This is a genomic window from Plastoroseomonas hellenica (assembly GCF_018129085.1).
GTDB lineage: Bacteria > Pseudomonadota > Alphaproteobacteria > Acetobacterales > Acetobacteraceae > Plastoroseomonas > Plastoroseomonas hellenica.
Map to the genome: position 1 here is coordinate 57,435 of NZ_JAAGBB010000030.1, position 20,246 is coordinate 77,680.

The 20,246-nt window shown below is 71.1% G+C and carries 16 protein-coding genes; 9 read left to right on the top strand and 7 right to left on the bottom strand.

Annotation, left to right across the window (positions count from 1 at the left end; translation table 11 throughout):
* Positions 1-41: 41 nt before the first annotated feature.
* On the top strand, positions 42-602 hold the full coding sequence (locus tag GXW71_RS22485; RefSeq protein WP_211854928.1) for a phosphatase PAP2 family protein: 561 nt from the start codon (positions 42-44) through the stop codon (positions 600-602).
* Positions 603-610: 8 nt separating this feature from the next.
* Here GXW71_RS22485 and GXW71_RS22490 read toward each other — a convergent pair whose 3' ends face one another.
* On the bottom strand, positions 611-1,309 hold the full coding sequence (locus tag GXW71_RS22490) for an RluA family pseudouridine synthase (protein ID WP_211854929.1): 699 nt from the start codon (positions 1,307-1,309) through the stop codon (positions 611-613).
* 84 nt (positions 1,310-1,393) lie between these two features.
* On the opposite strand from GXW71_RS22490, the gene GXW71_RS22495 reads away from it, so the two are divergent.
* The 6 genes from GXW71_RS22495 (at position 1,394) to GXW71_RS22520 (ending at position 6,686) form a co-directional block, all read left to right on the top strand.
* Complete coding sequence (locus tag GXW71_RS22495; protein WP_211854930.1) at positions 1,394-2,140, top strand: TrmH family RNA methyltransferase; 747 nt, start codon at positions 1,394-1,396, stop codon at positions 2,138-2,140.
* A 58-nt stretch (positions 2,141-2,198) separates the two neighbouring features.
* Positions 2,199-3,305: an MlaE family ABC transporter permease gene (locus GXW71_RS22500; RefSeq protein ID WP_246526784.1), complete on the top strand. Its 1,107-nt coding sequence runs from the start codon at positions 2,199-2,201 to the stop codon at positions 3,303-3,305.
* A 301-nt stretch (positions 3,306-3,606) separates the two neighbouring features.
* A complete protein-coding gene (locus GXW71_RS22505; protein WP_211854931.1) occupies positions 3,607-4,359 on the top strand; it encodes an ABC transporter ATP-binding protein in 753 nt (250 codons plus the stop codon).
* Between the two features lies 1 nt (position 4,360).
* A complete protein-coding gene (locus GXW71_RS22510) occupies positions 4,361-5,362 on the top strand; it encodes an MlaD family protein (protein ID WP_211854932.1) in 1,002 nt (333 codons plus the stop codon).
* Between the two features lies 1 nt (position 5,363).
* Entirely contained in the window at positions 5,364-5,963 is a 600-nt protein-coding gene (locus tag GXW71_RS22515; RefSeq protein ID WP_211854933.1) for an ABC-type transport auxiliary lipoprotein family protein, read from the top strand.
* Positions 5,964-6,029: 66 nt separating this feature from the next.
* A complete protein-coding gene (locus tag GXW71_RS22520) occupies positions 6,030-6,686 on the top strand; it encodes a hypothetical protein (protein WP_211854934.1) in 657 nt (218 codons plus the stop codon).
* Positions 6,687-6,917: 231 nt separating this feature from the next.
* On the opposite strand, the gene GXW71_RS22525 is transcribed toward GXW71_RS22520, so the two are convergent.
* From GXW71_RS22525 to GXW71_RS22535, 3 genes are all read right to left on the bottom strand, one after another.
* Positions 6,918-9,245 (bottom strand): xanthine dehydrogenase family protein molybdopterin-binding subunit, encoded by a 2,328-nt coding sequence (locus GXW71_RS22525; protein ID WP_211854935.1) that lies wholly within the window; start codon positions 9,243-9,245, stop codon positions 6,918-6,920.
* Positions 9,246-9,353: 108 nt separating this feature from the next.
* Positions 9,354-12,485 (bottom strand): efflux RND transporter permease subunit, encoded by a 3,132-nt coding sequence (locus tag GXW71_RS22530; protein WP_211854936.1) that lies wholly within the window; start codon positions 12,483-12,485, stop codon positions 9,354-9,356.
* A 6-nt stretch (positions 12,486-12,491) separates the two neighbouring features.
* A complete protein-coding gene (locus tag GXW71_RS22535) occupies positions 12,492-13,682 on the bottom strand; it encodes an efflux RND transporter periplasmic adaptor subunit (RefSeq protein WP_211854937.1) in 1,191 nt (396 codons plus the stop codon).
* Between the two features lie 142 nt (positions 13,683-13,824).
* Between GXW71_RS22535 and GXW71_RS22540 the strand changes: the two genes are divergently transcribed.
* Positions 13,825-14,721 (top strand): SMP-30/gluconolactonase/LRE family protein, encoded by an 897-nt coding sequence (locus tag GXW71_RS22540; protein ID WP_211854938.1) that lies wholly within the window; start codon positions 13,825-13,827, stop codon positions 14,719-14,721.
* Between the two features lies 1 nt (position 14,722).
* Here GXW71_RS22540 and GXW71_RS22545 read toward each other — a convergent pair whose 3' ends face one another.
* The 3 genes from GXW71_RS22545 to GXW71_RS22555 all read right to left on the bottom strand — a co-directional run bounded on the left by GXW71_RS22545 (position 14,723) and on the right by GXW71_RS22555 (position 17,242).
* On the bottom strand, positions 14,723-15,349 hold the full coding sequence (locus GXW71_RS22545; RefSeq protein ID WP_211854939.1) for a glutathione S-transferase family protein: 627 nt from the start codon (positions 15,347-15,349) through the stop codon (positions 14,723-14,725).
* A 6-nt stretch (positions 15,350-15,355) separates the two neighbouring features.
* Positions 15,356-16,201 carry a universal stress protein gene (locus GXW71_RS22550; RefSeq protein ID WP_211854940.1) on the bottom strand — a complete coding sequence of 282 codons (846 nt, stop codon included), beginning with the start codon at positions 16,199-16,201 and terminating at the stop codon, positions 15,356-15,358.
* Positions 16,202-16,435: 234 nt separating this feature from the next.
* On the bottom strand, positions 16,436-17,242 hold the full coding sequence (locus GXW71_RS22555) for an N-acetylmuramoyl-L-alanine amidase family protein (RefSeq protein WP_211854941.1): 807 nt from the start codon (positions 17,240-17,242) through the stop codon (positions 16,436-16,438).
* A 607-nt stretch (positions 17,243-17,849) separates the two neighbouring features.
* Between GXW71_RS22555 and GXW71_RS22565 the strand changes: the two genes are divergently transcribed.
* A partial coding sequence (locus GXW71_RS22565; protein ID WP_246526785.1) for an Rne/Rng family ribonuclease occupies positions 17,850-20,246 on the top strand: 2,397 nt, incomplete at its 3' end.

Genomic DNA, 20,246 nt, shown 5'->3' on the forward strand with positions numbered 1-20,246 from the left:
TGCATTGTGCGCTGCAGCGCATCCGGCGAGAATGGGCCGTGATGATAGCCCTGACGAATTTCGCCGACCTTGCGGTGGTGCTGCCGCTGGCGACCGTGTTGGCGCTGGTGTTGAGCATCGCCGGCTGGACGCGGGGTGCCCTGGCCTGGCTGCTGGCGGTGGGCGTGACCCTGGCGCTCGCTGCCTGCGCGAAGCTGGCGAGCTTCGCCTTCGGGCCCTCGGAGCTGCTCGAGGGGCTGCGCAGCGCGAGCGGCCATACCGCGGCCGGCACGATCCTTTATGGCGGGTTGCTGGTTTTGATCCTCGGGCGTTCGATTGCGATCACCATCGCCCTGCCGCTGGCGGCCCTGGTCGCGGGCCTCTTCGGTGCCTCCCGGCTGGCGCTCGGGGTTCATAGCATCGCCGACGTGCTGGTGGGCGCGGGCATCGGGATCATCGGCGTGCTGCTGCTGGCGCGGACCGCCGGCCCCCGCCCGGCCGGCCTGCCACGGCTCCGGCTGTTGCTGACCTCCGCGGTCATCACCCTTGCGCTGCACGGCCATCAATTGCGGGCCGAAGGCGTGCTGCTGGCGCTCGCGGCGAAGATCGAAGCGCAGCGCTGAGCCGAGCGTCAGCCCTCCGCTGCCCATCCGCATCGGCGCATCACCGCCCGCATCGCCTCCGGCACCGGCGCGGTCGCCATGACCGGCGGTACCAGGGGCAGCGTCAGCGACCGCGCCAGCAGATGAAGTCCGCTGTCCGCCGCCGCGCCATAGAGCGGATCGCCCAGGATCGGCCAGCCCCGCTGCGCGCAATGCACACGGAGCTGATGGGTGCGGCCGGTCTCCGGCGTCAGCGCCACCCAGGCGAGGCCTTCGCCAGTGCCGAGCACCTGCCAGCGGGTCACGGCGTTCTGCCCGTCCGGGTGCACCTCCATCCGCCAACCACGCGCCGCGCTGCTGATCTTGCGGAGCGGCGCGTCGATCACGCCCTCCGCCGCTTCCGGCACGCCGCGCAGCACGGCCCAATAGGTCTTCTCCGCCCGCTTCCCCGCGAACAGCGCGCCGAGTGCCGCCAAGGCCGGCTTGGTGCGGCCGAGCGCCAGGCAGCCGGCAGTGTCGGTGTCGAGCCGGTGCGCCGGCTGCGGCAGATGCCGCTTGCCCTGCTGCAGCGCCGGCAGCCAATCCTCCAGCGAGGCGCCGCCGCGCGGCCCGCGATGCACCGGCAGCCCGGCCGGTTTGTCGAGCACGATCACGGCATCGTCCTGATGCAGGATGCGATCCAGGACAGCCGCGGGGACCGCGGGCCGCGTCCGGGATGCGGGATGCATCGCTGGCATCCTATCCGGAGAGCGGTGCCGTCTATCCGGAGAGAGAGGTTGCGGCCCGCGTCCCGCCATGCTGCCTCTGTCCTCATGAAACCAGCCAAACCGGAGCGGGAGCCGGACCGCATCTGCGGACCCGCCGCCGTCGCCGCCACCTTCCGGGTGCGCCCGGCGGCGGTGCTGCGCCTGTTCTACACCCCGCAGCGGCGGCGGGAAGCGGGGCCGCCCTGCGCCACGCTCGCCCGTGCCCGGAAGCCCTATCGGGAAGTGCCGGCCGAGGAGCTCGCCCGCATCGCCGGCACGCCGCACCATGGCGGTATCGTCGCGGTCGCGGCATCACGCAGCCTGCCGGCGCTGGATGGCCGCCTGATCCCGGATGCGCTGCTGCGCGCGCCGGTGCTGCCGGTGCTGGATGGCATCGGCAACCCGCACAATCTCGGCGCCATCGCGCGTTCGGCGGCCTTCTTCGGCTGCCGGGCGATGCTGCTCTCCGGCGATCCGCGCCAGGCCGGGCTGTCGGATGCGGCCTGGCGCACCGCGGAAGGCGGGCTGGAGGCGCTGGAGCTGTTCCGCGTCCCCGACCTGCCGGCATTCCTGCGGGCGCTCGCGTCGCGCATGCCGGTGCTGGCCGCCATGCCCGCGGGTGGCCTCGCTCCGGCTTCCCTGCCGCCGGCGCGCCCGGTCGCCCTGGTGCTGGGCAATGAGGAGCAGGGGTTGGCGGAAGCGACGCTCGCCGCCTGCACCGCCCGGATCACGCTGTCGGGCAGTGGCGCGGTCGAGAGCCTCAATGTCTCGGTCGCGGCGGCCGTGCTCATGCACGCCCTGGCGGGCGCGTGAGCATCGCGCACCCCGGGAATGCTGGACGCGGGCCCCGGCAGGCCCCACATCTAGCGCCATGTCGCTGACGCATCCCGGGCGGGACGAGACGGCGGGGATGCGGCTCCATGACCGCACACTCAGCTTCGCCGGCAGGCTCGACGCCGCCGCCGCCGCGCGTCTCTGGCGTGCCGCGCACCGTGAGGTCGCCGGCGCGGAGGCGATCGATCTCTCGGGGCTGACCGCGATCGACGGCGCCGGGGCGGTGCTGCTGCTCGGCCTTGCGGAGCGCCGTGAGCTGCCCTTGACCGGTGCCAGCCAGCCGGTCGCCGCGATCCTCGACCGCAACCGCCATGCGCTGGAGGCGGCGCCGCCCGTCGCGCCGGCGAAGACGCTGCCGCCGGTCGCGGCCCTCGGCGCCGCGGCGGTCGGGCAGATCAAGCTCGGCCTGCAGGGCATCGCCTTCCTGGGTGAGGTGGCGCTGACGGGGCTGCGCGCGCCCTTCAACCGGCGCCTGCTGCGCGGGCGGGAGCTGATGCGCCATCTGGATGAGGCGGGGCTGCGCGCCTTTCCGCTGACGCTGCTGCTCGGCACGCTGATCGGCGTAATCCTCGCCTTCCAGTCCTCGATCCCGCTCCGCCGCTTCGGCGCGGAGATCTTCGTGCCCAACCTCGTCGGCATCTCCCTGCTGCGCGAGCTGGGGCCGCTGATGGCGGCCGTCATCATGTCGGGCCGCACCGGCTCCGCCTATGCCGCGGAGCTCGGCACCATGGTGGTGAACGAGGAGGTGGATGCGCTGCGCATCATGGGCGTCGACGCGGTGGCGTTGCTGGTGCTGCCGCGCATCCTGGCCGCCATGCTGGCGATGCCGGTGCTGGCGCTGCTGATGGATCTCTCCGGCCTCGTCGGCATGACCGGCGTGATGTCGGCGCTCGGCTACCCCTGGGTCGCGGTGAAATCGCAGCTCTCGCAATGGCTGTCGCTCCGGGACCTGCTGGGCGGGCTGTTCAAGGCCGCGGTGTTCGGAGCCGCGATCGGCTTCATCGGCTGCCGCGCCGGGCTCGGCGCCGCGCGCGGCCCGCGCGCGGTCGGCGATGCCGCGACCAGCGCCGTGGTCGGCGGCATCGTCGCGGTCATCCTGCTCGACGGTATGTTCGCCGTGCTGTTCTACAGGCTTGGCTTGTGATGCCGCCGAGCCTCAGAGCCCGTTTGGGAATGCCGGCGGGTCGGTCCGGCGGGTCTTTTCCGCCCCTGACGCGCCGGCTTCCTCGCCGGTGCCACCAGCATCGGCTGCGTCAGCCGACACCCCAGGGACGAAAAATACCTCGCCAGCCCTCCGCCGCCGCCATTCCCAAACGGGCTCTCACTATTGACCTGTCTATTGCCGCCCTCGTGTGGAGAGGCTCGGCGGCATCGCGCGCGGGGTTGGTGGGGCGGCCGCGCGCCGAACCAAGACTCATGCCAGGTCAGCCGAAAGGCTGGCCGGTATGACGGAGGCGGTGATCCGGGTCGAGGAGCTGGCGGTGCGCTTCGGCACCAGCCCGCCGATCTTCCGCCATGTCAGCTTCGAGGTGCGGCGCGGCGAGGTCTTCATCATCCTGGGCGGGTCCGGTTGCGGCAAATCGACCCTGCTCAAGGCGATGATTGGGCTGATCGAGCCGGCCCATGGCGATATCACCCTGCTCGGTGAGCGTCTGGCCGAGGCAACCGGCGACGCCAGGCGGGCGCTGTTGCGCCGCCTCGGGGTGATGTGGCAGTCGGGCGCGCTGTTCGGTTCGATGACGCTGGCGGAGAATGTGGAAGTGCCGCTCGAGGAGCATACGGCCTTGCCGGCCGAGGCCCGCGCCGCCGTCGCCCGCGCGAAGCTCGGCCTGGTCGGGCTCGGCGATGCGGCGGCGAAGCTGCCCTCCGAGATCTCGGGCGGCATGGCCAAGCGCGCCGGCATCGCCCGCGCCATGGCGCTCGATCCGCCGATCCTGTTCCTGGACGAGCCCTCGGCCGGGCTCGATCCCATCACCTCGGCGGGGCTCGACAAGCTGATCGTCGATATCGCGCGCGGCACCGGCACCACCTTCGTCGTGGTGACGCATGAGCTGCAATCGATCCTCGCCATCGGAGACCGCTGCATCATGCTCGACAAGGCGGCGCACGGCATGATCGCGGAGGGCGATCCGCGCAAGCTGCGCGAGGAGAGCACGCACCCGACGGTGCGCGCCTTCTTCCGGCGGGAGGCGGCGTGAGATGATGCGCCCCGGCCGCCTCTATCTCCGCGTCGGCGCGCTGCTGATCGTCGGCGCCGGGCTGCTGATCGGCTTCGTGCTGTTCCTGACGGCAGGCCGGATCAACAGCGATGCCGGCCTGCTGTTCGAGACCTATCTGCGCGAAAGCGTGCAGGGTCTCGATGTCGGCTCCTCCGTGCGCTATCGGGGCGTCGCCGTCGGGCGGGTGACCGAGATCGGCCTGGTTTCGGCCGAATACCTGCGCGAAAGGGACAGCCCCTTCAGCCCCGCCTATCAGCTCGTGATGGTGCGCTTCGCGGTGGATCCGAGGCGTATCGGCCGGGTTCCCGACCTGCAGGAAGCGATCGACAACGGGCTGCGCACCCGCATCGCCTCGCAGGGGCTGACCGGCGTCAGCTACATCGAGCTCGACTTCGTGGATGAGGCGCGCCGCGTGCCGCCGCCGCGCCTGCCCTGGACGCCGGTCGCGGCCTTCATTCCCTCGGTGCCGTCGACGATCACCCAGGTGACATCCGCGGCCGAGAACCTGATCGCGCGCCTGAACGCGCTCGATGTCGAAGGGCTGCTGGCCAACATCAATGGCCTGGTCGGGGATCTGCGCGGCCAGGTGGTGGATGGCGACCTGGCACAGGCGCTGCGCGACGCGTCCACGCTGCTGCGGACGCTCCGCGAGACCGTGACGGGCGCCGATATCAACCAGACGCTCGGCGAGCTGCGCGCCGCCGCCGGCGGCGTGCGCGACGCTGCCGGCACGGTGCAGGCCACCTTCAGCGGCCCGGATATCCGCAATGCGCTGGCCCGCCTGCCTGCGGTGATGCAGTCGCTGGAGGCGACCGTGCGCGCCGCCCGGGTCGCGACCACCGACACCCAGGCCGATCTCGGGCCCATCCTGCGCGACCTGCGCGCGACCGCCGCCAATCTGCGCGACACCACGGAGATGCTGCGCCGCTCTCCGTCCCAGGCCATCTTCGGCGCGCCGCCACCGCCGCCGGAACGCCGCTGACATGCCCTTTCGCCGAAGCCTCATCGCTGCCCTGCTCGCGCTGCCCGCCTGCAGCGTGCTGCCCGACCGCCCGCATGTGGAGGCGCGCCGTTTCCCGCTGGTGCCGGAGCGGCCGGCCGGCGCTGGCCGACGGCGCGGCCGGCGCGTGCTGCTGGTGCGGGTGATGCGCGCCGCCCCTGGCCTCGACAGCCGCAGCCTCAGGACGCTCGGCGCCGACGGCACCATCAGCGCCGATTTCTACAACGAATGGGCCGCGCCCCCCGCGGAGCTGGCGGAGGAGGCGATACGGCGCTGGCTGGGGGCATCCGGCCTGTTCTCCGCCGTCGTCGTCTCCGGCTCCCGGGCCCGGCCCGATCTCGTGCTGGAGACCGAGCTGACGGCGCTCATCGCCGAGCCGGCCGCGCGTCGCGCCCGGGCCGGCATCACCGCGGTCATGCTGTCCGAAGGTGGCGGCGATGCCGGGCGGGTGGTGGGCCAGTTCACCATCGAGGGCGCGGCACCGCTGGAGGGCGGCGCGCCGGCGGCAGCGGCGGCCGCGATGGTGGCCGCCCTCGCCGCCGCGCTCACGGAGCTGGAATCCAAGGTCGCGGCTTTCTCATGAGCGGGGGCGTGGCGATTTCATTCCGCCTGCGCTAGCGTCCGGCCCGGAGCCAGGAGGATTGCCCGCATGCTGCTTCGTCGTTTCGTCCTCGCCGCCGTCGCGTTCGGGCTATCCGCCCTGCCTGCGCTGGCGCAATCGAACGATCCCTCGTTCAATCTGGTCAATCGCAGCGGCCAGACCATCATGGAGGCCTATGCCTCTCCTTCCAGCGACAGCAACTGGGGCGTGGACCGGCTGGGGCGCGACGTGATCCCGAACGGCCGCAGCTACGCCCTCCGCCTGCCGCCGGGCGAATGCGTCTACGACATCCGGGTCGTCTATCAGGACCGTCGCTCCGAGGAGCGCCGCAACGTCAATACCTGCCAGCTCACCGACGTGGTCTTCGGGCAGCAGACGGGCGGTGGTCAGCCCGGTGGTGGCCAGCCGGGCGGCGGGCAGCCGGGCAGTGGCCCGGCGGCGCAGAGCCCGCAGGGCAACCCGTCCTTCAACCTCGTGAACAACACCGGCCGCACGATCCGGGAGCTCTATGCCTCACTCTCCACCGACAGCAACTGGGGTGACGACCGGCTGGGCCAGGACATGGTGGCGACCGGCCGCACCTACCCGGTCCGGCTGCCGCAGGGCGACTGCATCTATGACGTGCGCGTCGTCTTCGACAACAACCAGGCGCAGGAGCGTCGGCGCCTGAACCTCTGCGAGGTCACCAACCTGACCTTCCCCTGACAGGGAAAGGGCGGCGTTGTCAGGCGCCGCCCTTGTTCGCAGGTCCCCCAGGGGCAAGTGCCCCGCGGCCGTAGGCCGCCCTTGGAAAGGCCGGGCTGCGAGGCGTCAGCCGATGCAGACCGAGGCCGCGAATGCGGCCCGCGCGCGACCGACTTTACCCGCCGGTGCTCCGCCGACCGCGCGCAAGCCAAGCCGGCGGATGCCGGCGCCGGCGCTTGAGGTCACAAAAAATCAGGCGGCCTTGGCCGCCGACAACGCCCTCCAGACGATCTCCGGCGTCGCCGGCATGTCGATGTGCTTCACGCCGGCGACCGACAGCGCATCCACGATCGCATTGATCAGCGCCGGCGGGCTGCCCACCGCGCCCGCCTCGCCGGCGCCTTTCACGCCGAGCGGATTGGTCTCGCAGGGGACCGAGACCAGGTCGACATCGATGTCCGGCAGGTCCTCCGCCCGCGGCAGGGCATAGTCCATGAAGGATGCGGACAGGAGCTGGCCGCTGTCCGGATCATAGGCGGTGCGCTCCAGCATCGCCTGGCCGATGCCCTGCGCCACGCCGCCATGCACCTGGCCGCGCACGATCAGCGGGTTCAGCGCATGGCCCACATCGTCGACGACGATGTAGCGCGGGATGGTGATGAGCCCGGTGTCCGGGTCGATCTCGACCTCGGCCACGTGGCAGCCGTTCGGGAAGGTGTGCGACTTGATCTCGGCCGTCTCCTGCGTATCCAGCAGGATGGCGCTATCGCCCTTGGCGACGCGGGCGCGCTGCGTCGCCGCCAGATCGAGGATGCCGATGCCGCGATCGGTGCCGGCGACGCTGAAGCTGCCGCGCGCGAACTCGATGTCGGCGACGGCGGCTTCCAGCACCTCGCCCGCGGCCATCTTGCCCTTCTCGACCACGCTCGCGGTGGTGACCAGGATCGCCTGGCCTTCGGAATAGAGGCTGCGGGCGCCGCCGGTGCCGCCGCCGTCGGGCAGGGTCTCGGAATCGCCCTGCCTCACCCGGATCTTCTCCATGGGGATGCCGAGCTCGTGGTTGGTGAGCATGGCATAGGCCGTCTCATGGCCCTGGCCGGTGGACTGGGTGCCGACATAGACGTCGACGAAGCCGTCCTCGGCGAAGACCACCTTCGCATTCTCGGTGGCCGAGCCGCCGGTCGCTTCCAGGTAGTAGGCGAGGCCGATGCCGCGCTTGCGGCCCTGCTTCGCCGATGCCGCGCGCCGCGCCTCGAACCCGGCCCAGTCGATCTTCTCGAGTGCTACGTCCATCAGCCGCGCGAATTCGCCGGAATCATAGCGCTGCCCGATCGCGCTGACATAGGGCATGGCGGAGGAGGGGACCATGTTCTGCCGCCGGAGCGCGATGCGGTCGCGCCCGGTCTCCCGCGCCGCCGCATCGATCAGCCGCTCGACCAGGTAGTTGCTCTCCGGGCGGCCGGCGCCGCGATAGGCATCGACCGGCGTCGTGTTGGTCAGCACCCCCAGCACATGCGCGTGGATCGCCTGGAACTTGTAGACCGAGGCCAGGACCTTGGTGCCGGCACCGGTCGGGATGAAGGGCGCGAAGGTCGAGAGATAGGCGCCCATGCCGGCGTAGTTCGTGGTGCGCAGCGCGAGGAAATTGCCGTCCTTGTCGAGTGCCAGCTCGCCGGCCGTGATGTTGTCGCGCCCGTGGGTGTCGGCGACGAAGGCCTCGGTGCGGGCGGAGACCCATTTCACCGGCCGGTTCAGCTTGCGGGCCGCGTGGCAGACCATCACGTGCTCGGCATAGAGATAGAGCTTCATGCCGAAGCCGCCGCCGACATCCGGGGTGACCACGCGGAAATGGCTCTGCGGCAGCTTGAACACCACATCGCCCAGCAACTGCCGCAGCAGCCAGGATCCCTGGGTATTGGTAGTGAGCGTCCAATGGTTGCGGGCGGCGTCGTATTCGGCGAGAGCGGCGCGGGCTTCCATGCTGGCGACCACCACGCGGTTGTTCACGATGGTCAGCTTGGTCACATGCGCGGCCTGTGCGAACAGCGCGTCGGCGCGGGCCTTGTCGCCGGCATCCCAGTCGAAGCAGATGTTGTTCGCGACACCTGGCCAGACCAGCGGCGCCCCGGCTTCGCGCGCCGTGGCGAGGTCGGTCGTGGCGGGCAGCGTATCGTAGTCGACGAGGATTGCCTCCGCGCCATCGCGCGCGGCCTCCGGCGTCTCGGCGACCACGAAGGCGACGGGGTCGCCGACATGGCGGACGGTATCCGTCGCGAGCGCCAGCCGCGGCGTCTGGGCGCGTGGGGTGCCGTCCGAGTTCTTCAGCGGGATCACGCAGGGCACTTCGCCGAGCCCGTCCGCCTGCATGTCGGCGCCGGTGATCGCCGCGATCACGCCCGGCACCGCAAGCGCGGGCGCCGTGTCGATGCTTAGGATCCGGGCATGGGCGTGCGGGCTGCGCAGCACCACGCCATAGGCCTGGCCCGCGGCGCTGATGTCATCCGTGTAGCGACCATGCCCCTGCAGCAGGCGCGGGTCTTCGACACGACGGACCGGCTGGCTCAATCCGAACTTGGCCATCAGGCGCTCCCATCCCTGGTTTCCGCAGGATCATCTGCGATCTTCCCCGGTATGGGGAAGGGGGGATCAAGCTGACAGGGCATCGCGCATGCGCGATGCCCTGTCGCTTCAGGTCTTTGCCTCTCTCCGGAAGCGGCGCTTGGTACCCTCACGGATCGACTGGAACACGACATAGAGCATCGGGATCACGAAGATGCCGATGATCGCGGCCGCCAGCATGCCGCCGAACACCGCGGTGCCGACGGCGCGGCGGGAGAGCATCGCGGCGCCCTCGGCGGTGACCAGCGGCACCAGGCCGAGGATGAAGGCGACCGAGGTCATCATCACCGCCCGGAACCGCAGCTTGGCGCCCTGCACCGCGGCTTCGCGAACCGGCACGCCTTCCTCCCGCTGCTCCTTGGCGAATTCGACGATCAGGATGCCGTTCTTGGCGGCCAGCGCGATCAGCACGACGAGGCCGATCTGCGCATAGATGTCGAGCGGCAGATTCGTCACCAGCAGCGCTATGTAGGCGCCGAGCACGCCGACGGCGACCGAGAGCAGCACCGGGATCGGGATCATCCAGCTCTCGTAGAGCGCCACCAGGAAGAGGTAGGCGAAGAGCACGGCCAGCGCCAGGATATAGACCGTCTGGCCAGCCGCGGCTTTCTCCTGGTAGGCGACGCCGGTCCATTCGTAGCCGTAGCCCGGCGGCAGCACGCGGGTGGAGAGCCCTTCCATCGCCGCCAGAGCGTCGCCCGAGGAGACGCCCGGCCGGCCCGCGCCGCTCATCGAGATGCCGCGGAAGTTGTTGTAGCGGAAGATGGTCTGCGGCCCGACCATGGGGCGCAGGTCGGCGACGGCGCGCAGCGGCACCATCTCGCCCCGCGCATTGCGCACATGGATCCGCCAGACATCCTCGATGTCGTCGCGGTCTCGCGCCTCGCCCTGGATGTTCACCTGCCAGGTACGGCCGAACAGGTTGAAGTCGTTGACGTAGAAGCCGCCGAGCGTCGCCTGCAGCGTGCTGAAGACACTGGCGATGGAGAGCCCGAGCGCCTGCGCCTTCTCGCGGTCGAGATCGAGGAAGAGCGAGGGGTTGGAGGCGTTGAAGGTCGAGAAGACCTGCGTCAGTTGCGGATGCTGATTCGCCGCCACGATCATGCCGAGCATGGTCGCCGCCAGGTCCTGGGTCGAGCGCCCCTCATAGTCCTGCAGGATGTATTCGAAGCCACCGCCGGTGCCGAGGCCGATGATCGGCGGCAGGTTGAAGGCGAAGACATTCGCCGTCCTGATCCCGGCACCCTGCGCGAAGACCTGGCCGATCGCGGCGTTCACCGACGCCTGGACCGCTGTGCGGTCGGCGAAGGGCTTCATGCGGGCGACCAGGAAGACCGAATTCGACTGCGCGCCGCCATCGATCAGGGAGAAGCCGACCACCGCGAGCGTCCCTTCGATCGCGGGGTTGCGGGCCAGGATCTCCTCCACCTGCCGCGCCACCTCGCGGGTACGGCTGACGGAGGCGCCCTGGGGGAGCTGCGCCTGGATGAAGAAGGCGCCCTGGTCCTCCTGCGGCAGGAAGCCGGTCGGCGTCCGGGTGCTGAGAAACCAGATGCCGCCGCCGAACAGCACGGTCAGCACGATGCCGAGGAAGGAGACCCGCACCAGGCGGGAGACGGCGCCGGCGTAGCGGTCCCGCGTCCAGTCGATGCCGCGCAGTACGCGCCCCATGATGCCGCGCCGCGGCCCGTGATGCGGCCGGAGGATCACGGCGCAGAGCGCCGGCGACAGGGTCAAAGCGTTGATCGCGCTGATCACCATCGCGGCGCTGATCGTCACCGCGAATTGCCGGAACAGCTCGCCCGAGAGGCCGGGGATGAAGCCGATCGGCACGAAGACCGAGAGCAGCACCAGGGTGATCGCGACGATCGGGCCGGTGATCTGCCGCATCGCCTTCTTGGTGGCCTCGGCCGGCGTCAGATCCGGCTCCTCCTCCATCACGCGTTCGACGTTCTCGACCACGACGATCGCATCATCGACGACGATGCCGATCGCCAGCACCATGGCGAGGAGCGAGATGGTGTTGGCCGAATAGCCGAGCCCCAGCAGCACGATGAAGGCGCCGATCAGGCTCACCGGCACCGCGATGGTCGGGATCAGTGTCGCCCGGATATTGCCGAGGAAGAGGAAGACGACGACGACGACCAGGACGAAGGCCTCGGAAAGCGTTGTGATGACCTCGCGGATCGTGTCGTTCACGAAGTCCGAGGTGTCGAAGAAGACCCGGTAGTTGACGCCGGCAGGGAAGCGGACGCGCAGCTCCTCCATCGCAGAGCGCACGGCGGTCGCCGCCTGCACCGCATTGGCACCCGGCGAGAGATAGGCTGCGAAGGCCACCGCCGGCCTGCCGTTGTAGCGGCTTTCGATGTCCATGCTGGCGGCGCCGAGCTCCACCCGAGCCACGTCGCGCACCCGCAGCAGGGAACCATCGGCATTGGCGCGGATGACGATGTCGCCGAATTCCTCCGGCGTGGTCAGGCGCCCGCGGGTCTCCAGGTTGAACTGGAACTGCTGGTTGTCTGGTGACGGCCGCGCGCCCAGTCGGCCGACCGGCGCCTGGACGTTCTGCGCCTGGATCGCCGCCACCACATCGGAGGGCGTGAGGTTGAGGTTGATCAGCCGGTCCACCTCGAACCAGATGCGCATGGAGTAGTCGAGGGCGCCGAACAGCGTCACCTGGCCGATGCCGGGCACGCGCGCCAGCCGGTCGATGATGTTGATGGTGGCGTAATTGGAGAGAAAGAGCGGCGTCTGCTCGCCGGTCTCCGAGTAGAGGAAGATGAACTGCAGGACGGCGGAGGATTGCTTGCGCACCGTCACGCCGTTGCGCTGCACCTCCTGCGGCAGCCGGGCCAGCGCCGCCTGCACCCGGTTGTTGACGTTGACCGTCGCGATGTCCGGGTTGGTGCCGAGCGTGAAGGAGACGTTGAGCGTATAGGTGCCGTCATTGGCGCTGTTCGAGCGCATGTAGATCATGCGGTCGACGCCGTTGACCGAGCTCTCGAGCACCTGCGCCACCGTCTGCTCGACGACCGCGGCCGAGGCGCCGGGATAGCGCGTGGTGACCGAGACCTGCGGCGGCACGATGTCCGGCAACTGGGAGACCGGGATGCGCAGCATCGCCAGCAGCCCCGCCAGGGTGGTGACGATGGCGATGACCATCGCCAGCCGTGGCCGGTCGACGAAGATTGCGGAGAACATGGATCCTCAGCCCCGCCCGCCGGCCGGAGGAGACGCGCCTGGCGTGGGCGGCGGCGCGCTGACCGGCGCGGGGTTCACCGGCTGGCCGGGGCGCACGCGCTGCACGCCTTCGGCCACCACCCGCTCCCCGCCCTCGAGGCCGCGCTCGATGACTGCGGTATCGGCAGGGCCGCGGCCGAGCGTGACGTTGCGCCGCTGCGCCTTGTTCTCGGCGTCGAGGATGAAGACGTAGCTGCCCTGCTGGTCCTGCAGCACCGCGGCGCGGGGGATGGCGATCGCCTGCACCGGCTCTGCGCCCTCCATCAGGACGGAGACGAACTGGCCGTCGACCAGCGGCCGGTCGCCGACCTCAGGGCTGTTGCTGCCCGCCTGGCGCAGCGGATTGGGAATCAGCGCCCGCACCAGCAAGGTGTCGGTGTTGCGATCCACGGACGGGTCGATGAACACCACCCGTCCCGGCTCCGGATACATCGTGCCGTCGCTGAACCGCACCCGGACGCGCACCGCATCGGCGCCGCCGCGGGCCTCGAACCGCGTCCGCAGCTCGCCCGCCTGGCGGGCGCTGATCGGAAAGGCGACGCGCATCGGGTCCTGGCTCACGATGGTGGCGAGCGCCCCGGAATCGAGGCCGACGACATTGCCCAGAGTGAAGTTGGTGCGGCCGATGCGGCCGGCGATCGGCGCCGCGATCTCGGTGTAATCGAGGTTGATCTGCGCCGCCCGCAACGCCGCCTGGGCGCCGAGCAACTGGGCGGCGCCGGTGCGTTCCGCCGCGACCGCGTCATCCACCCGCGCCTGGGTGCCGGCCGGTGTGCGCAGCAGGTCGCGCGCCCGATCGAGCGAGATCCGGGCATTGGTGAGCGTCGCCTGGGCTGAGGCGATGGAGGCCTGCTGGCGTGCCACCTCCGCCTCGAAGGGCGCGCGCTCCAGGCGATAGAGCACCTGGCCCTGCTCGACCTCCTGGCCTTCGCGGAAGGCGATCTCCTGGATGAAGCCGCTGACGCGGGCGCGCAGGCCGACGCGATCGGTCGACTCGATGCGGCCGACGAATTCCGTCGTCTCGGTGATCGGCCGGCGATCGGCGGTGACGATGCCGACGGCCGGCGGCCCCTGCGGCCCGAACTGCGCAAGGGCAGGCCCGGCGGCCAAAACAAAGGCCAGGGCTGCGGCGGGTGCGCGCAGCGGGGTGGGCGGCATGGACGGATCCTTACACGACTGCGCGTTGCATGTCGCGTCGCGCCGGCGCGCGTCAAGCATGGAGTTGTAAGACGTCGAGCGGCTCGCGGTGTCGCGAAGGGCGGCTTGCCGGCCGTGTCAGAGCGACGCAATCTTCCGTTCCATGTTCTTTCCCCAGCCGCTCACCCTGACCCCCACGCTCTTCGCCGCCTTGCCGGCGAAGCTGCGCAAGCCTCGCCGCAGCGCCTGGAGCGATGCGAATCGCGGCGGCGCGGCGGTGGACAGCTTCCTGGAAGGGCCCTGCTTCGATGCCGCCGGGCGCTTCCTGGTCACCGACATCCCGAACGGCCGGGTCTTCATCATCGGCAGCCCGACCGCCTGGGAGGTGCTGGCGGAGTATGAGGGCTGGCCGAACGGCATGGCGCTCGCGCCCTCCGGCGCGCTGGCGATCACCGACTACCGGCACGGCCTGCTGAGCCTCGACCCCGCGACTGGCAGCATCGCGCCGTTGCTGGAGACGGTGCTGAGCGAGGGCTTCAAGGGCGTCAACGACCTGGTCTTCGACGGCAACGGCGCCGCGCTGTTCACCGATCAGGGGCAGACCGGGCTCCAGGATCCGACGGGCCGGGTGCTGCGCCTGCATGCCGATGGCCGCATCGACCGGCTGATCGACAATGGGCCGAGCCCGAACGGCATCGCGCTGAACCGCGCCGGCACCCATTGCTACGTGGCGATGACACGTGCCTGCGAGGTGTGGCGCTTCCCGCTGCGCGGCGACGCGCAGGTCGGCAAGGCCAACCTGTTCTTCCGGGTGCCGGCCGGCACCTCCGGCCCCGACGGCATGGCGGTCGATGCCCATGACCGGCTGTTCATCGCCAATCCCGGCCACGGCATGGTCTGGGGATGCGATGCGCATGGCGTGCCGCTCTTCGCGATCGACTGCCGCGGCTTCGGCCGCACGCCCACCAATTGCTGCTTTGCCCCCGACGGGCGGACGCTGCTGATCACCGAGAGCATGTCCGGCCAGGTGCTGGCGGCCGAGATCCCGCCGCCGACTTAGTTCACACCAACCCGTTGCGGATGTTCCGGCGATAGGCCGGCCGTGCCGACAGGCGCTCGTAATAGGCGTCCAGGGCAGGAAGCGCCGGCTTTGCGAAGCCCTGCATCGCGAACCAGCGATGCACGACGAAGCCTGCGGGGATATCGGCCAGGGTGAAGGCCTCGCCCGCCAAATGCGGGCCGCCCGCCGCCAGCGCGGCATCGAGCTGCGTCATGCGCCGGGTGTACTCCGCCCGCCCCTGCTCGACGCACCAGGGATGATTCCAGGGCTCGAGCCCGAGCTCGCCGCCGAGATAGGCGCCGCGCATCGGCATGGTCATGTCATAGGCGACCCAGTCCATCCAGGCCTCGACCCGCGCCCGCGCCGCCAGCGCCTCTGGATACAGCGACCAGGCCCTCTGCCGCGCGGCGAGGTAGCGCAGGATCACATGCGATTCCCGCAGCACCTCTCCGCCGTCCAGCAGCACCGGCACGGTGCCGAGCGGGTTCAGGGCCAGGAATTCCGGGATGTCGGTGGCGCGATGGCCGCGCCCCCAATCCTCCTGGGTGAAGGGCAGGTCGAGCTCGTCCAGCAGCCACAGCACCTTGCGGACATTGTAGGCATTCCGGCGCCCCAGCAGCTTCAGCATCACTACTCAACTCATCACGAAGATGGGGCAGGGCGCTTCGCGCAGCAGCCGCAGCGTGGCGCTGCCCAGCAGGAAGCTGCGCAGCGCGCCGGTTTCGAAGGCCCCCATCACCAGCAACCTGGCCTTCAGCCCGACGGCTTCCGCCAGCAGCAGGTCGGCCGGGCGCGAACCGGTGACGGCGAGCGCGTCCGCATCCAGCCCGTGGCTGCGCAGGAAGGCCGCGCCTTCCTCGGCCATCGCCTGCGCCTCCGGGGCGGTCTCGGCGGCCGAAACGACCTTGACGGGCACCCGCTGCGCCAGCCCGAGCAGCGCGAAGACCTGCAGCGACCGCTGCGCCGGGATCGAGGCATCGTAGCCCACCACCACCGGCCCATCGCCCGCCGCCGCGCCGGGCGGCACGACCAGCAGGGGCCGGGCGCCGTCATGCAGCAGCGCCTCGATCACCGGGGCCAAGCCGCGCTCCGTCTCCTCCTGTCCGAGGGTCGAATCGCGGCCGATCACGACCAGATCATGCGTCGCGGAGGCGGCGAGCAGCGCCGGCTCCGGCGCGTCGGACAGCCTGAGCGTCACAAAGGGCAGGTCGCCGGCGGCCGCGGTGCAGGCGGCGAGAGCGGCGGCGGCCTCCGCCTCGGCGCGCTGGGCGCGGGCGGCGTCGCGCCGCTCCTTGAAGGCACCGCCGCCCGGCGGGACAGCCTCATGGGCATCGTTGGTGTGCGGCCTGTCCAGCACCACCGCGGCGCTCAACGCGGCGCCGGTTTCGCGCGTCAGGCGGATTGCCAGGTCACGCGCCGCCTCCGCGCCCGGCGTGTCGTCCAGCGCCACCAATATGCTGCGCAGCATCGCCGTCCTCATCCTCTCTTTCCCGGCAGCTTACACCAGCGGCACGAGCCCCGAATGCACGAGCGGCCGCAGGCCGCCACGGTTCCTGCGGGGCGAGCGCAGCGACGCCCCGGGGCCGCGAATGCGGCCCCGCGCGCGACCACCAGCCGCGCTGGGTGCGCACCCGACAGCGCGCAAGCCAAGGCCGCGGATGCGGCCGCCGGCGTTTGAGGCCATGAAAACCATGCGTGCGCCGGCGCTTGAGGCCTAACTTAAATAACTATGCACCGTGCGGGCCAGGGCCCGCGCCAGCCGGATCCGATGTGCGGGGCGTTTCAGCGCCGCTTCGTCGGTGCTGTTGGAGAGGAAGCCGAGCTCCACGAGGGCGGAGGGGATCTCGGGCGCCTTCAGCACCACGAATCCTGCCTGCCGGTGGGTATTGGGCAGCAGCTCCGTCGCCTCGCCGAGCTCGGTGACCGCCAGCCGGGCCAGCCGCGCACTGCCCTCGCGCGTTTCCTGCCGCATCAGCGAGATCAGGATGCGCTGCACCTCCGGCGAGACCGAGGGCAGGCGCAGCCCGCCGGCCCGGTCCGCATCGTTCTCGCGTTGCGCCAGCCGCGCGGCGAGGGCATCAGAGGCGGTGTCGGAGAGGGTGTAGACGCTCGCCCCGCGTGCGCCCGGGGCGCTGTCGGCATGGACGGACAGGAACAGGGCCGCCTCCCGCCGCCGCGCAAACTCCACGCGGCCGCCGAGCGGGATGAAGACGTCGCGGCTGCGGGTCATCATCACCCGGCAGCGCCCGCCTGCTTCCAACTGGCGCTTCAGCTCGAGCGCGGTCGCCAGCACGATGCGCTTCTCCAGCGTGCCGGCGCCGCCGATGGCACCGGGGTCGCGCCCGCCATGGCCGGGATCGATCACCACCAGCGGCCGGGTTGCGCGGGCGTTCCGCTGCCGGGCGCGGGCGCGCCGTGCCGGCTCCGCATCGGCAGGCGCCGTCCCTAGCCAGAGCAGGGAGGCACCGAAGCCGAGCAGGGTCCGGCGGGCGATCAGGGTGGGTCTGGCTGAGCGTGGCATAGCGGCTGGCCTCCGCTACAATGCTTTGCCATGAATTTCAGGGCGATTCCAGGTTTTCCCGACATGGCGTCTCAACCCCAGCCGGCATCTTCGGCGGCTTGTGGCGGGGGGCCGCAGGTCCTATGCTGCCTTGCCCCGGCGGCTCCCGCTACCGGTGGAGGTGTCCGGCAGCACCCGCGCGCCCATCGCGCGGAGCCGGAAGGCCCGGTTCGCGCCGCCGCAGGCATTCGCGGCGCGCGATCTACCCGGGCCGGCTGTCGCCTCCATCGCAGCGGGACGACCCGATGCGCCGCGTGCCGCGCTTCCCCGATCCCTCCTGTGATCGCCGAGTGCGCGAAGCGCGACCCCGCATCCCGCCGGCCCGCCTGCGCCTCCTGAAGCCGCCCGGAGCCCCGGGCGGGGGATGAAGGGCCGAGGGGCAACGAGATCTGGCGCGCCCACCCAGGGCCCGGCACCGCCGTGGCCCGCCGAGAAGAGGAGGACGCATTGGCCGCTGACCGCACGCTGTCGCCGCGCCGCGTCCTCTCCGCTCGGGCCATTCCACCCTCATCCGCCCTCGTCCCGTCGCCATGCGCGGCGCGGCCTGCGGCGCGGAGCATTCCTTTCCATGACCAAGCGCATGCTGATCGATGCCGGCCACCCGGAAGAGACCCGGGTCGTCGTGCTGGATGGCAACCGGCTTGAGGAATTCGACCTCGAGACCGCCAATCGCCGCCCGCTGAAGGGCAATATCTACCTCGCCAAGGTGGTCCGCGTGGAGCCCTCGCTCCAGGCTGCCTTCGTCGAGTACGGCGGCAACCGCCACGGCTTCCTGGCCTTCGGCGAGATCCACCCGGATTACTACCAGATCCCCGTTGCCGACCGGCAGCGCCTGCTCGAGATGCAGGCCCAGGAGGCGCGCGAGGACGACGAAGCCGAGGAGCGCGCCGCCCAGGCCCGCGAGGCGCGCCGCAATCGCCCCCGCGCCGCCGCGGAGGCGGCACCTTCCGTCGTCCCGGCACCCGAAGGTGCGGAGCCCGGGGATGCGGCGCCCGTCGAGGCCACCCCCGACGCCGCCATGCACGCGGAGCCCGAGCCCGGGATCGAGCCGCCGCCCGAAGCCGCCGCGGAACCGGTCGCCGACGCGGAGGCCCCGGCCGAGCCGGCGCGGGAAGACGCTGTCGCCCCCGAAACCGCGCAGCCCCTGCTGATGGAGGCGGAGCGGGTCACCGCCGCCGCCGAGCCGGCGCCCGACACCGAAGCCGAGGCGCTGCTCGCCGAGGAGGACCGCGCCCCGGAGGGGCCGCTGCCCGAGACGATCGGCGGCGAGGATCCCGGCACCGACAGCGAGGATGGCGAGAGCGAGGGCGATGGCGGCCGCGATCGCCGCATCCCGCCGCGCTTCCTGCGCCACTACAAGATCCAGGAGGTCATCCGCCGCCGGCAGATCCTGCTGGTCCAGGTCGTCAAGGAGGAGCGCGGCAGCAAGGGCGCGGCGCTGACCAGCTACATCTCGCTCGCCGGCCGCTTCTCCGTGCTGATGCCGAACTCGCCGCGCGGCGGCGGCGTCTCCCGCAAGATCACCTCGGCTGCCGACCGCAAGCGGCTGCGCGAGGCGATCGACGAGGTCGGGCTGCCCGACGGCATGTCGCTGATCGTCCGCACCGCCGGCGCCAACCGCCCGAAGCCGGAAATCCGGCGCGACTGCGAATACCTGCTCAGGCTCTGGGACAACATCCGCGAGCGGACGCTCGCCTCCACCGCACCGGCGCTGATCTATGAGGAAGCCGATCTCATCAAGCGCTCGATCCGGGACGTCTTCGCGCGCGACGTCGAGGAGATGATCGTCGAGGGCGAGGACGCCTATCAGCAGGCGCGCGAATTCATGCGCATGCTGATGCCGGCCAATGCCTCCAAGGTGCGGCTGCACCGGGAGCCGACGCCGCTCTTTGCCCGCCACGGCGTCGATGCCGCGCTGGACGCGATGAATTCGCCGACCGTCCAGCTCCGCTCCGGCGGCTATGTCGTCATCAACCAGACCGAGGCGCTGGTCGCGATCGACGTGAACTCGGGCCGCGCGACGCGCGACCGGCATATCGAGGACACCGCGCTCCGCACCAATCTCGAAGCCGCGGAGGAGATCGCGCGCCAGCTCCGGCTGCGTGACCTCGCGGGGCTGATCGTCATCGACTTCATCGACATGGAATCGTCGAAGCACGATGCCATGGTCGAGAAGCGGCTGAAGGATTCGCTGCGCCACGACCGGGCGCGCATCCAGGTCGGCCGCATCAGCCATTTCGGCCTCCTGGAGATGAGCCGCCAGCGGCTGCGCCCCTCGATCGCCGAGCACAACACGGTCACCTGCCCGCATTGCCAGGGCCGCGGCTTCGTCCGCAGCGTCGAGAGCAGCGCGCTGCAGGTGCTGCGCGCCATCGAGGAAGAGGGTGCCCGCCGCCGCAGCGCCGAGATCATCGTGCATGTGGCGGGGCCGGTCGCGCTCTACCTGCTGAACCGCAAGCGCGACCGCCTGGCGCAGATCGAAGCGCGCTGGGCCATGACGGTGCTGCTGCAGCCCGATGACACGCTGATCCCGCCGGCGCTGCGCGTCGAACGCACCCGGGCGCAGAGCGCCGATGCGCTGCCCGTCCAGCCCTCGGCGCTGCGCATGGATTATGCGCCCGAGCCCGAGGAGCCGGAGGAGGTCGAGGAGGAGGAGGCCGAGGCTGCGGCTGCGGAGGAGGGCACCGAGCCTGCTCGCGCCGAACGCCGCGACGATCGCGAACGCGGTGGTGAGGATGAGGCGGAGAGGCGCCGCCGCCGCCGCCGCCGCCGCGGCCGCGGCCGGCGCGAGGATGGCCAGCCCGGCGAGGCCTCTGCCGAGGCCGCCGCCGATGCTGCCGAAGACGGGGACGACAGCGAAGAGGCCGGCGCCGACGACGGCGCGGCCGAAACCGCCGAGGCCGAGGCCGGCGAGCGCCCCGAGGGCGCCGAGGGCGAAGGCACCGAGCGGGGCGGCGACGATGCC

What these genes read in the sequence shown, in the direction of transcription:
- GXW71_RS22485 (WP_211854928.1), top strand. Translation starts at nt 42, where the DNA reads ATGATAGCCCTGACGAATTTCGCCGACCTTGCGGTGGTGCTGCCGCTG.
- GXW71_RS22490 (WP_211854929.1), bottom strand. Translation starts at nt 1,309, where the DNA reads ATGCATCCCGCATCCCGGACGCGGCCCGCGGTCCCCGCGGCTGTCCTG.
- GXW71_RS22495 (WP_211854930.1), top strand. Translation starts at nt 1,394, where the DNA reads ATGAAACCAGCCAAACCGGAGCGGGAGCCGGACCGCATCTGCGGACCC.
- GXW71_RS22500 (WP_246526784.1), top strand. Translation starts at nt 2,199, where the DNA reads ATGTCGCTGACGCATCCCGGGCGGGACGAGACGGCGGGGATGCGGCTC.
- GXW71_RS22505 (WP_211854931.1), top strand. Translation starts at nt 3,607, where the DNA reads ATGACGGAGGCGGTGATCCGGGTCGAGGAGCTGGCGGTGCGCTTCGGC.
- GXW71_RS22510 (WP_211854932.1), top strand. Translation starts at nt 4,361, where the DNA reads ATGATGCGCCCCGGCCGCCTCTATCTCCGCGTCGGCGCGCTGCTGATC.
- GXW71_RS22515 (WP_211854933.1), top strand. Translation starts at nt 5,364, where the DNA reads ATGCCCTTTCGCCGAAGCCTCATCGCTGCCCTGCTCGCGCTGCCCGCC.
- GXW71_RS22520 (WP_211854934.1), top strand. Translation starts at nt 6,030, where the DNA reads ATGCTGCTTCGTCGTTTCGTCCTCGCCGCCGTCGCGTTCGGGCTATCC.
- GXW71_RS22525 (WP_211854935.1), bottom strand. Translation starts at nt 9,245, where the DNA reads ATGGCCAAGTTCGGATTGAGCCAGCCGGTCCGTCGTGTCGAAGACCCG.
- GXW71_RS22530 (WP_211854936.1), bottom strand. Translation starts at nt 12,485, where the DNA reads ATGTTCTCCGCAATCTTCGTCGACCGGCCACGGCTGGCGATGGTCATC.
- GXW71_RS22535 (WP_211854937.1), bottom strand. Translation starts at nt 13,682, where the DNA reads ATGCCGCCCACCCCGCTGCGCGCACCCGCCGCAGCCCTGGCCTTTGTT.
- GXW71_RS22540 (WP_211854938.1), top strand. Translation starts at nt 13,825, where the DNA reads ATGTTCTTTCCCCAGCCGCTCACCCTGACCCCCACGCTCTTCGCCGCC.
- GXW71_RS22545 (WP_211854939.1), bottom strand. Translation starts at nt 15,349, where the DNA reads ATGCTGAAGCTGCTGGGGCGCCGGAATGCCTACAATGTCCGCAAGGTG.
- GXW71_RS22550 (WP_211854940.1), bottom strand. Translation starts at nt 16,201, where the DNA reads ATGAGGACGGCGATGCTGCGCAGCATATTGGTGGCGCTGGACGACACG.
- GXW71_RS22555 (WP_211854941.1), bottom strand. Translation starts at nt 17,242, where the DNA reads ATGCCACGCTCAGCCAGACCCACCCTGATCGCCCGCCGGACCCTGCTC.